General features: G+C 45.5%; 9 protein-coding genes. 1 reads left to right on the top strand and 8 read right to left on the bottom strand.

Annotated features, from left to right (window positions below):
• The 8 genes from H6G26_RS33160 to H6G26_RS33120 all read right to left on the bottom strand — a co-directional run.
• A partial coding sequence (locus H6G26_RS33160; RefSeq protein WP_190735166.1) for a GMC family oxidoreductase N-terminal domain-containing protein occupies window positions 1–1,250 on the bottom strand: 1,250 nt, incomplete at its 3' end.
• Window positions 1,251–1,285: 35 nt separating this feature from the next.
• Window positions 1,286–1,858: a cupin domain-containing protein gene (locus tag H6G26_RS33155; protein WP_199327200.1), complete on the bottom strand. Its 573-nt coding sequence runs from the start codon at window positions 1,856–1,858 to the stop codon at window positions 1,286–1,288.
• On the bottom strand, window positions 1,855–2,781 hold the full coding sequence (locus tag H6G26_RS33150) for an alpha/beta fold hydrolase (protein WP_347242546.1): 927 nt from the start codon (window positions 2,779–2,781) through the stop codon (window positions 1,855–1,857). The genes H6G26_RS33155 and H6G26_RS33150 overlap by 4 nt, the downstream gene beginning before the upstream one ends.
• Window positions 2,782–2,828: 47 nt before the next feature.
• Window positions 2,829–3,365 (bottom strand): DsbA family protein, encoded by a 537-nt coding sequence (locus H6G26_RS33145; protein ID WP_190735162.1) that lies wholly within the window; start codon window positions 3,363–3,365, stop codon window positions 2,829–2,831.
• A gap of 210 nt (window positions 3,366–3,575) precedes the next feature.
• Window positions 3,576–4,205: a response regulator transcription factor gene (locus H6G26_RS33140; protein ID WP_190735160.1), complete on the bottom strand. Its 630-nt coding sequence runs from the start codon at window positions 4,203–4,205 to the stop codon at window positions 3,576–3,578.
• Window positions 4,202–10,093, bottom strand: a complete 5,892-nt coding sequence (locus tag H6G26_RS43120) for an AAA family ATPase (RefSeq protein WP_242054042.1) — start codon at window positions 10,091–10,093, stop codon at window positions 4,202–4,204. The genes H6G26_RS33140 and H6G26_RS43120 overlap by 4 nt, the downstream gene beginning before the upstream one ends.
• A 114-nt stretch (window positions 10,094–10,207) precedes the next feature.
• Window positions 10,208–11,134, bottom strand: coding sequence for a hypothetical protein (locus H6G26_RS33125; protein ID WP_190735158.1), 927 nt, complete (start codon window positions 11,132–11,134; stop codon window positions 10,208–10,210).
• A 47-nt stretch (window positions 11,135–11,181) separates the two neighbouring features.
• Complete coding sequence (locus H6G26_RS33120; RefSeq protein WP_190735156.1) at window positions 11,182–11,403, bottom strand: ribbon-helix-helix protein, CopG family; 222 nt, start codon at window positions 11,401–11,403, stop codon at window positions 11,182–11,184.
• 160 nt (window positions 11,404–11,563) lie between these two features.
• On the opposite strand from H6G26_RS33120, the gene H6G26_RS33115 reads away from it, so the two are divergent.
• Complete coding sequence (locus H6G26_RS33115) at window positions 11,564–12,475, top strand: hypothetical protein (RefSeq protein WP_242054041.1); 912 nt, start codon at window positions 11,564–11,566, stop codon at window positions 12,473–12,475.
• Window positions 12,476–12,619: the final 144 nt, after the last annotated feature.

Raw genomic sequence — 12,619 nt, 5'->3', positions numbered from 1 at the left:
TCACCGCGAAACTCATCAAAGGCACTTGCACCGAACAAATTACGGAGTAATTTAATCCCTGCTACTAGCTTTTGCACATCAGCTTCACTTTGGAGAAAGTTTATTTGAATCATCGGTGCGTCTTTGGGGTCGGAGGAACGCAAACTGACACTGCCAATGTTTTGGGGATGAGTCAAACAGACGAAACTTGTGAATCCTAAACCAGAGTGGGCATAACCAGGCGGTACCAACACAACGGGGCCGAAGAGAAACTGTAAATCTGGCGCAACATCCAGATTACCCTCGGTATGCAAAAATAAGCCAGCTTCAGCGATACTACTGGTGCTTGCCGTGTGTAAATCCTGAGTTGCCTCGTGTGCCACGGACACAACAGGGTGGTCTTGGAGGTTTTGACCAACACCCGGCAAATCAGCCACTACCGGAATTCCCAAGGCTTGCAAGTGTTCTGCATCACCAATACCGGAAAGCATCAGCAGCTTGGGTGAATCGAACGCGCCAGCACTTAAAATCACTTCGGAGTTGACCTTAACCTCATGCAGCGTGCCTTCATGCAGATATTCTACCCCAACAGTGTGAATGTCTTCAAACAACAAGCGAGTTACCAACGCTCCTGTTGTTACAGTCAAATTGGGACGCTGGAGAATGGGCAGAAGGAAGGCAGCAGCAGTACTGTGGCGCTTACCATCCTTAATGGTCAACTGATAGAGTCCTGCCCCTAACTGCTGCATCGCGTTGGCATCAGGATTTTGGTCATATCCTAGTGCTACTGCTGCTTCTACAAAACGTTGGGATACCACAGCAGGCGCAATCAGATCGGTGACGCTTAACTCTCCATCAACCCCGTGGTATTCGGACGCGCCTCGTGAGGAGTGTTCCGATTTCTTGAAGTAGGGCAAAATATCTTGGTAACTCCAGCCGGGATTGCCCAATGACTGCCAGTAGTCATAATCATGAGGATTACCTCGCAAATAAATCATAAAATTAATCGAACTGCTGCCCCCCAGAACTTTGCCACGGGGACAAAAGATTTTGCGGTTATTCAGGTAGGGTTCTGGTTGGGAGAAATATGCCCAGTCCACCTCAGAACCTAGTAAACTGAGACATTCCGCCGGGATGTGAATCTCTGGTTTCGTGTCAGGGGTACCCGCTTCGAGGAGTAACACCGTTGTGTCACTGTCTTCTGTCAGACGGTTAGCGACAACGCATCCTGCTGAACCTGCGCCAATCACAATGTAGTCATAGTGAGTCATAAAATTCTCTTCCTCTGTTGCCTGGAATGGATTTGCTATATTCTCGTAGCAGCGGAGGGTAAGGTTCCAGGCGGGCCAAGGGTTTCATCGCCCATCTCGGCGGAAATGCGCGCAAGCAACGCCATATCCAGTGTTTCTGTCTCATCCCGCATCCCCATTTCTATAATCAGCCGAGCAGGGCCGCTTGGTGCATTGATGACTAACCCGCGTGCTGGCTGATCGCTGAACACGGCGACCATGTGTGGTGTGCCAATAGGAATCAGGATATTGTCACCAGCATTCAGCACCACCTTGTTCTCACCAGCAAAGACCGTGAACTCTCCTTCCAGCACGTATAGTAGTTGGGAATAGCGCGTGTGGCGATGAAGGGGTGTTTGTGAGCCAGGAAGGGAGTATTCTTCAATCAAATCGTACTGACCTGCGGTAGTTGTGTGATCGGCAACGATAGTGAGACGAGAACCAAACAACCAGAGTGATTGTGACATAAGATTGCTGCTTTCTCCTTTTGGATAGGTATAAAGTTGATGTTTAATAGCTGTATTAATTAGAGGGTCAATTGCTGCAAAGGTGCGGTGCGCTCGCCTGCTTTGTATGTTGAGTTCTGTCATCCCTGCTTCAAATATTTCTCGAACCATTTCAAGGCAGTTGTACTTGCAATCTCGAAGCCCTCTCCCTCGAAGCCGTCAAAGTGTCCGCCCTTCAAGATCGTAAAGGACTTCGGCTCCATTGCTCGTGCATAGACAGAGGTGGTCAATTCGGCAGTTGCAAGAAAGTCTTTCTCGCCCACAATCAAACATAGCGGGGTGGGAAAAATCGCCTCAAGATGAGGAACGGGTTCGTAATAGAGACAGTGTTCAATGGATTCAAAAGTAAGCCGATTTTTCCATCTTCCTTCGCTGGCGCTCTTGGTCGATTCAACCCAAGCGAATGCGTCGGGTGTTACTAAGAATGAGGGTTGGCCAGGCGGGGCAACCAACGGGAAATAGCTCACCTCTCCAGTTTGATAGCGTTTTATCCGGTCTTGTGAAAGCAGCTTCGTGAGTTCATCGAGTTCAAGTGGGGAGACTAGACGGCGGGAATTGAGAAACGCATTCACCGTAGGCATCTGTGCCACGATCACTTTTACGCGCGGATCAAATGCGGCCAGATGCAGTACGTGACCGCCGCTATAGGAGAAGCCCCACAGACCTATGCGTTCAGGGTCAACTTCGCTTTGCAGTTGAGTCCAGTTGATGGCATTGCGGTAGTCCTCTTGCTGCTCGGTAGGAAGCATTTGCCCACGAGGTTCTCCCTCACTAGCACCAAGGTAGCGATAATCGAATAGCGAAACGACGAACCTGGACTGAACAAAGAACTCAGCAAACTGCGGCAGTCCCATCTCTTTGATCAAGCCAATTCCATGAGCCATGACAATCGCCGGAAAGTGATGCCTTCGGCGAGCGCAGCTAACGCCGGATGCGATTTGATCCGGGGTATAAAAGGTGACGGAACACTTTAGACCTTTACTTTCAAAACTGGTTCTTCTTTGCACAGCTGCTTACCCTCTGTTTTTTAGTTGGGGTTTAAAGACCAGAAACATTAATGACTTGAAGTGACAATGGCTGCCATCAACTGCTCAATGTTCCAGCGATCGCTATATCGAATTCCATTAATAAACAGTGCTGGGGCAGCTGTTACTCCACTGTGTAATCCACTTTCAATATCTTGATTGATGTGAGTAATATGTACTTTACCGGATATATCTTGCAGAAATTGGGGAATATCGAGTCCTAGATTATTGGCATACTCTACAAGATAATCGTTTCCTAACTCTTGTTGATGGGTAAGCAGAATGTCATGCATCTGCCAAAACTGACCTTGTGCAGCAGCCGCTTCGGCCGCTTCAGCCGCACGTTGAGCATAAGGATGTATTTGCTGCTGGGGGAAGTGGCGAAATACAAAACACAAGTTGTTAACCTGTTGCTGGATTGCCTTGATTAATCGGTGAGCTTCGCCACAAAGGGGACACTGGTAGTCACCATATTGCACGAGTGTCACTGAAGTATTCACCAATCCCTGAATATGATCTTGTTCTGAAATCGGTACAAGTAACCGATTATAATCACCAAGACTCATTTAGCACCTCTAAGGAAAGGAGTGCAGCAGGTAAAGACAGATGATTCCTATAAAACCTTTTTCACAATTTGGGAGACAAAATGCCGCTCTGTTATCTGTTGCATAATCTCAATTTAGAGGGTTCACTCGATTTTGTCGCTGAGAAAAACTTCAGTTAATAAGCTGACAATTTAGACAGCTAATAAACTGACAAATTTGACAGGTATGACGCTACAAGCTAACAATACCTCGCCTTAACGCAACGATTACAGCCTGAGTGCGATCCTCCACGCCCAGCTTACTTAAAATATGATTGACATGAAAGTTGACAGTGCGTTCAGTAATATATAGAGCTTTGCTAATGGCTTGGGTACTCTTGCCCGTTGTAATGAGTTGAAGCACCTCTAACTCGCGATCGCTCAATTCTGGACTCGCCATGCGCTCTAAAAGTTTGGCACCGACGCGGGGTGGAATGTGCTTCTGTCCTTTGTGAACGCCGCGAATCGCGGAAAGCAATTCTCCTGGCTCGGCATCCTTGAGCAAATACCCTTTAGCCCCTGCCCGCAATCCCTGATAAATGTCTTCATCGCCTTCGTAAGTTGTTAATACGATGATCCGAGCAGCAGGAAACTCGGTGCAGATGGCAGTAATCGCAGCCACTCTATCCATCTGGGGCATTCGCAAGTCCATTAAAGTTGCATCTGGCTGTTTTTGACGAAACACAGCGAGTGCCTCCTGACCATTCCCAGCTTGTCCAACAACAAGAATATCTGGCGCTTCTTCCAGCATCGCAACCAAACCCTGACGTACAACGGGGTGATCGTCCACAACCAGAACACGAATGGCATTTGGTTGACTCATGATGGTTTTTCCTGCTGATTCACGGACACCGCAATTTCTGTTCCTTGTCCGGGGGTACTGTGGATCTGGATCTGTGCTCCAATGAGTTCGGCACGTTCTGCCATCCCTAATAAACCAAAGCCATTGTGACTAGAAGAATCAATTGCAAATCCCTGTCCATTGTCCTTGATTCGTAATATGCCCTGCGTGGACTCGTAGATTAGTTCAACACGAATTTCAGTTGCATCTGCATACTTGAGTGCATTCGTCAATGCTTCCTGTCCAATTCTAAGTAGATTATTCTCTACCTCAGAGGGTAGCGAATAGGGGATACCGATGGCTTCACACATAATTTTTATACCAATGGATGATTCTAGCTGGCTTGTCAGATGTTTGAAAGCGCTGAGTAAATCACTATTTTCTAACAAGTAGGGACGGCGCAGCGCCTCTACAGAGCGGCGTGCTTCTGAGAGTCCAGTTTGGGCTAAGTTCTGGACTTGAGCTAGGTGAGTCTGAGCTTTTTGAGGGTCTACTGTTATCTTGCTCAGAGCAGTTCTAGCGTGAATGATAACACCCGTGAATGACTGCGCTAGTGTATCGTGAATTTCTCGCGCCATGCGATTGCGTTCTTCTAGGATAGAGGCTTCTTCGGCGCGTTTGCGATCGCTAATGTCTGTGATTAAACTGTGGAATCCTCTCACTTGAGCATTACGGTCAAAATCAGGAATCAAGGTAGCGCTGATGGATCTCTTACCAAGCGGAAAGGGAATTTCAGCTTCCAAGGTTACAGTTTGCCCTTCAAACACTTGATCAACATACGGCTCAACCCTTTGATAAACCGCCTCACTCAGGAGTTCACAAACAGACTTGCCCAGAATCTCATCTCGACTACAGCTAAACCAGACCTCATAGGTGCGGTTGATAAATTGATAGCGTCGATTGGCATCCACATAGCTAACAAGAGCCGGTAGAGCGTCGGTGATCAGTCGTAATTCCTGTTCTCGATAGCGTAGTTCTGCTTCGCTTTTCTGTAAAGCTGCCGTCCTTTCAGCTACCTGTTGCTCTAAGGTACGGTTGTAGTTGGCTAAGAGGTGTTCTGCTTGTTTGCGCTCTGTGGTGTCTTGAAAGGTTGCGATCGCATAAGCTACATTACCCTGTTCATCAAAGATAGGAGTTCCCCAAACCTCGACTGGAACTATTGCACTGTTTTGGTGAATTTCCAAATCGTCAACAGTGGTGCATTCGCCGCTCAATGCCCGAATAACTGGTAGTTTCTCAGTTGGATAGTTTTGATCTGTTCCCGCCAAATAAAATTGATAAACCTCTGGGATTTGATCCGGTGTCGCAGAAGGATCAATCCCTTTACCCATTAGCTGGATTCCCCGTTGGTTGACGTAGTAAACACGACCAGCCGCATCCAATACTCCAATTCCTACCGGGACAGCTTCTAGAAATTGTTTCATTCTACTTTCGCCTTCGCGTAGCTTTGAGTAGAGTTTGGCATTTTCAATTGCAATGGCTGCCTGGGTTGATAACAGATTCAAAACTTGTGATCGCTCCGGTGTAAATGCTCCAATTGCTAATTGATTTTCCAGATACAACACACCGACAAGCTTGCTTTGATTTAACAGAGGCAAACAGAAGATGGATTGAGTTTGATTATGTTGAATATACAACTCATTAATAAAATTACCTTCACGAGTAGCATCATTTAAAATGACACATTCATGAGTACGAATAACATAATTAATAATTGATTCAGGTAGATGATTTGCAGTTGGGATAGATTGCAAGACTTGCGTAGCACAAACCTGTTCACTATCATTCAGTTTACAAGCAGCTTGAATTGCCCATTCTCCTGAGTTTTCCAAAAGCAGATATCCGGTTTGTGCGCCCGCATTCTCAATTAATATCTGCATCAGACAACTGAGCAACCGATCTAGTTCAATCTCACTCGAAATCGCTTGTGATGCTTTCATCACCGCCGCTAAATCGAAAGCGATGTGTGAGGTATTAGAAGTGGTTCCAGAAGTGATATGGATTGGCGTGGAAACTACGTTAGGCGACTGAGGAAAGAACTGCGGATAGCGAGTTTCTAAATTTTTAACCTTTGCCGTTGCTCCCCACCGCTCATAGCAGTAGTGAGCCTCCTTCATGTAGAGTTGGGCAAACTTTTCTCTGTCACGAGACAGATAAAATTTAGCAGCTAACTCATAGGCTAAAGCTTCTTCTCGAAGATAGTCATTTTCTTTCGCTCCTTGAATGGCTTTTTCGTAGAATTCTTCTGCCTCAAGTAACTGACCCAAAATTCGTGATTTCTCTGCCTCGACTAGATGATATTTATGCAAATGATTCATGGGCGCATACTGTGCCCATTGCTTCATTTTCTCCTGCCTAACAGCAACTTTTTCCAAGATTTCCGCCTGTGTTTGAACGCTGCTTTTAGGGTATGTTTCAAGTCTTGCTAGAGCATCATAGAGGTGGTAAAAAGGAGCAAGAGTTGCACTTGTTATTCGGATCAAATAACGTTCTGCTATGGTTGAGTATTCAACTGCCTGAGCGTACTCAGAAAAGAGGTAGCATAGGAAAAGTTTACTGAAATAGACATCAAATATCGCAGTTCCATCATTTGCTACTTCATGTTGTGGCAATCCATTCTCCTCATTGTAGAATTCGCCAACTAGACAAGTTGGATTGACCGAGCAGCCCATCAAATTTGCGATCACCTGTTGAAATATTTGATTCCAGGTTAGCGCCGTTTCCTGTTTGATCTGACGAATTGCTTCATTATATGTTGCCATTTCGTGTGCAACCTCCATGAGTTCGTTTCCGCCAGTTTCGATGTCTCCGACCTTGCCACACAAAACTAATCCAAAGTTGGCATAGGCAAAGGGAGACGCAAACGCATTGCCATGTTCGATTGACAAGCTGACTTGTTTAGTTACCAGTAGCGGCATTAAATCTGGAGCAGCAATCCAAGCAGCAATCGTAATCCTAGATAGGGTTCGCATCGCTGCTAACTTATCTGGCTCGCTCATTTGGGGCAAATGAATCAAGTCCTCGTAGACGCGCAGAGGTGAGTCAGCGCTGCGAAGAGATGTGCCTTGCGCGGGTTCCCCGCGTTGTGGCAACTTCGGGGAGGGTTTCTCTCCGCAGGCGACTGCAAACTCGTTTCCCAAAGGGGTTCCCGCAGGGTAGAGCTTGTCGTTAGACATCGATTTTTCACTGAGAAGACGTGAGATTGCGTTTAGTTCAAGCTGAATATCAGACTGGCTTGGCTGTTCGGGAAAACTGATTTCCAGTTGCTGCAACACTTGTAATCCAGTGTTGATTGCGTTCAATAGCTGGCTCTGTGCGATGTCGGTTTGAATTTTGATTTCGTAAACTTTTACGCTGTCGAGAACTGTTTTAGCTGATTGTATAACGATCGCCGCCCAAGATTCTACCAGTTCAAACTCGCCACATAAGTACGTGACTTCTGTAATTTCTGAATATAACTCTAAGGTCAGGTCATAATCTGTTTGCCAGCTAGATGCTGCCAGCCATTCTCTTGCTGTAGTTAAATATTTTTTTGACACGTCATAAGCAATCGCTGCTTTTGCTTTCTGACCTGCCAATAGATTAAGTTTGGCAATTTCATCTCGTTGGGCTAGATCGCTGACCCGTTCAAACCCATGATTGAGATGATCCACAATTTCAAACAGCCGCTCTGAAAGCCGCTCTGGTAAGGTTTTTTCAAGTAAATTGTGACCAATTTCGAGATGAACAACTTGTTTGTGCGACTCATCGATTAAGGCATAAGCTGCTTGCTGTACGCGATCGTGCAAAAACTTATATTCTTGAACTAACAAGTTTTCATCTAATTCAGACAGGGGTTGAATTAATCCAGCTTGGATAGCTGCTAACAAATCTAGAGAAACCGCTTTAGAGGATTGCTTACAAACGATTGCTAACGTATCTAAATTAAATTCGGCACCGATACAAGCCGCTAACTGGAGAATTTTCTGTGTGTTCTCTGGTAGTTTCTTTAACTTGAGGAGCAGCAACTCCACCACATTATCAGTGATATTTTGGGCTTCAATCTGAGCAATGTTCCACTTCCAGCAATAGTGTTCAGAATCAAAAGTCAACAGATTTTCGCTATGCAGCATTTTCAAAAATTCACTGGCAAAGAAAGGATTACCCTCAGTTTTACGCAACACCAACTGGGCTAAAGAACGAACGGTGTCTGCATCCCGATGCAGCGTTTCGGCAATCAACTGACTTAATGGTTCAAGCGTTAAGGGCTTCAGGATAATCTCTTGAATCACTGCCCCACCTTTGAGCAGTCTCGAGAGCGTTAAGGCCAATGGATGCGTTGGATTCACTTCTGAGTCTCGATAAGCTCCAATTAAAAACAGGAATTGAGTTTGCTCATCGAGCAGCATTAACTCGATTAACGTAAGCGTTGCTGAGTCGATCCACTGCAAATCATCTAAGAAAATCGCAAGGGGATGTTCTTGTGAACAAAACACCCGCACAAACGATTGAAAAATTCGATGAAAGCGATTTTGAGCTTCAATGGCTCCCACTTCTGGTACGGGTGACTGCTTGCCAATGATGAGTTGTACTTCGGGAATCACATCAATGATGAGTTGTCCATTGCTGCCTAATGCCGTGAGCAGGCGCGATCGCCACTGTTGCACTTGCTCATCTGGTTCACCGAGCAATTGCTGCACCAATTTTTGCAGGGCATTTGCGATCGCGCTGTAGGGACTATTGCGCTCAAATTGGTCAAACTTACCCCAGATAAAATAGCCGCGCTTTGCCGTGATGGGTTTGTAGAGTTCCTGCACTAACACTGATTTCCCAATTCCAGCAAAGCCAGATACCAGCATCATTTCTACTTTGAATTGAGAATTTCCTATGCTTTCCTCTAGTCCAATGGCTTCGCCAATATTCCCCGTTCCTGCCACTCTGTCAAATGCCGCCAATAATGCTCCAATCTCCGCTTCGCGTCCATACAGTTTTTGGGGAATTTGAAACTGATCCGAAACGTCTTGAAAACCTAATTGAATGCAATTAATTTGCCCTGTTTCTATCAGTTGGTTAGCACAGCTTTCCAAATCTGCTTTGATACCCCTAGCACTTTGATAGCGATCCTCTGCGTTTTTCGCCATCAATTTCAAAACGATATCTGAAACGGCTTTAGGGATCGCTGCATTCAGTTCGTGAGGTGGAAGTGGCTGTTTAGCAATATGACAATGGACTAGCTCAAGGATGTCTGTTATGGGAAACGGCAGATGTCCGGTTAGAAGTTCGTAGAACGTCACACCAAGGGAGTAAAAATCGGTGCGGTAATCGAGCGAACGGTTCATCCGCCCTGTTTGCTCTGGAGATAAGTAGGCAAATGTTCCTTCTAAACTATAGTGGCTCTTGAACGTTGCATTGGTACGGCTGAATCGGGTAGCAATTCCAAAGTCAATAATTTTAACAACGCCAGTATTCATATTGAGGACGATGTTTCCAGGGTTGATATCTTTATGAATGACATTGGCGGCATGGATTTTGCCGAGAATATCTGCCAAGGTGATCGCGAGAAGTAGAAACGTGGATAAGGGCATCGGGCAGAAATCTGGACGCTTGTGCATCCATTGCTCTAGGGACTCTCCACCAAAGTCTTCTAAAAAAATAACCAGCGTGCGTTGATATTCCTGCTGGCTATATGCCTTGACAACTCCTTCAAAGTTGAGGAAACGGGTAATTTCATATTCTTGTCTGTAGCGAGTCAGTTCTTGGGGAGAGGGATAATCTTGCTTGAGTATTTTTACTACGAGCGCTACTCCATCGTCTTTAATGCCTCGATAAACCAGAGAATTAGAACTTTCGTATATCTTGCTTTGGATAGCAATACCAGGTAGAGCAATCATAGAGCAACTCTTGGGAGTTTGATCTGGAATCTCTCAAACTATACAGCAATTCTCATTCCGAAAATAATTACTTACTGTTTGGTAATCAAGAATAAATTTGATGAAATAAAATATTTAAACTATGATTTCAGACTCTAAAACACTCAATACTTTCTCCTCCAACCCCGTCAAATAAAACCGCTTCAGCTTTCCCAGAGACTCCAAAAATTTCTGCACTGATTCTTCAAGCGAGATGGAGTACACCCGATTGATGCGATCGCAAATCACCCGCATCTGCTCACACTCGGCAGGCAAGTAGTTGTACGACTTCAGGTGCTGTAACCCAACTGTATACTCGCCATCCCAGGTTTTGACGGTGCAGCTAAATTCACCCACATGGTTGACTATCCCCCAGCACCCACCCTTACCCCTGAGATCGGGGTTGTCTTTTGCAAGGATTTGGCATACTTCGCCTAGCTGGTAGGTGTTGGGTACTTGGGTGCGTTCCATTATCCGTTCTATCACGTCTTTGACAACACGACCTGATGGTACTTTCCCGCCAGCAACTTCAACCGCAGTTTGCCACACTTCCCACTGTTCCTGCGGTTCTAACTTAGTCATGGGGCGAACTTGTCCTTCGCTAGTCGGCAGGATTTGGGAACTATTTGTTGTCAAATCATCAATCCCAGAGTTTTGACAACAAATTGTTGTCAAATTCTCATAGACATCAGCTGCTGCAATCAAATAATTTGACTTTTGGCGACTATGCCCAAAGCGATCGCGGCAATAATCTTCAAAAGTTTTGTGCGTGGATCGATACAGTCTGCGATCACGTAACTCCATCAACGCTTTACCCGCCTCAAAGAACGCCCTCTCAACTTTGCGTTCGAGATGCAGGCGATCGCGTTGCTCATCCTGAGTTAGTTCTGGGACTTCTATGGCGGGAACGTCAATAATTGCTGAAGCTGGATTTTCTGAAGGAGCAATGTCTGAGTTGGTCGATGCTGGATTGGGTGATGCGGAGATGGTGGCTTTATTGCGCTTATGGGGCGGGTTGTTCATGAATCACTCGTAGTCAAATAGACCAAAAGCAAAGATTGGCAAGCTCTTTAATCGTCATCTCCAGCAATCTCTTTTAAGGTTTCAAGGTTGAGACATTTGGAACGAATTAACCTCTCAATTACTTCTGCTCTAGTTAATTCCATCTGTTCAGCTATAGCATCAACAAGCTCAATCGCTGTTGGAGTCAACATGATTTGAACCCGTTGCTTGCTTTCACCCCATTTTCCTGGCTTAACTCGATAATCTTTTGGCACTAGCGTTTTAACCATATCAATACCTACACATATATTCAACCAGATTTGATCATATACATACTTAATGATGTGTGTATATGTGTATATGATAAAGGTATCAAAAAGCAAAAGACGACCGCCCTCGCCTTGGAAACTTGTGCGCTCGTCTTTTGATCCTTTAACAGGAAATACTATTATGACTCATGCCATTTACACTTATCAACAGCTGCAACTGAAATCCATTGCCCGACTCAAGCAAATCTACAGCGAAATCGCCTGCACAGTCGAAGTAAGCGACAAACGCTGCAAGGATGCCTGGATTAGTGCGATCGCTCATTATCAGTCAAGCAAGATTCAGAAACTCGCCCCTGCTGCCCCCGACAACCAAGCCCTCGCCCAAGCCGAACTCGACGGGTTCATCGCTGACCAAGCCCAAGCCATAGCCCCCGAACCCCTCACAATAGTCGAAATCTCGTTTGACCATCACGAATATTACGCTGATGACAAACTGATAGCCAGCATCAGCCATGACGACAACCACTTAACGCAACGCTGGGTAGTCATGGTCAACGATAAAGAAATATTTCGTGCCAACACTCTAATGCGTTGCGATCGCTTCATCTGCACCCACTACAAAGATGGCACACTGCCAGTACAAGAAGAAGCAGAGGGGCAGGGGGCAGGGGGCAGAGGAGAAAGATTCTCTCCCATGCACCCCGCACCCTGCTCCTTGTCCTCTTCTACTACTGAAAACCAAATCATGGCGCATATCTTCAATGAGTGCCAAAATTATGGGTTTGAAATTCTCGATGATGGCATTTACAACAACAAGGGCGTGAAACTGGGGCAAGTCGGATGCACTGACGGGAACTGGTGGGTGAAAAGGCGTTATTCAGTCCAGCAGCAGTATTCTAACTCGGTGCTTGATGCTGTGCTATCGCTGTCGATGGTGGATACGTCGCTGGCTGAACCAGTTCACGAATACTTGCAAGACCGACCCTTAGAGCAACTGAGTTCTAATGAATTACAGCAGCTTTTCAACCATGAAGTGCGATCTCTTCTTCAAGAATTAGTCACAGTCTCAGGGCGAACGCATCTTATTTACTAATAAAAACTAAGAAAGATTTTAAAATGACATAAATAATTGTAGAAATTGAGTGAATGATAAACAAAACAAATCAAATATTTTTCAATCTGAAAATTATCTTATTTTCAACTGAACGGCTATTCATTAATACTAAAAATATTCAAT

Origin of the sequence: Nostoc sp. FACHB-888, from assembly GCF_014696655.1 — a bacterium.
Taxonomy (GTDB): Bacteria; Cyanobacteriota; Cyanobacteriia; order Cyanobacteriales; family Nostocaceae; genus Nostoc.
The sequence above is the reverse complement of the archived record's forward strand: the minus strand, read 5'-3'. Positions and strand labels throughout refer to the sequence as shown.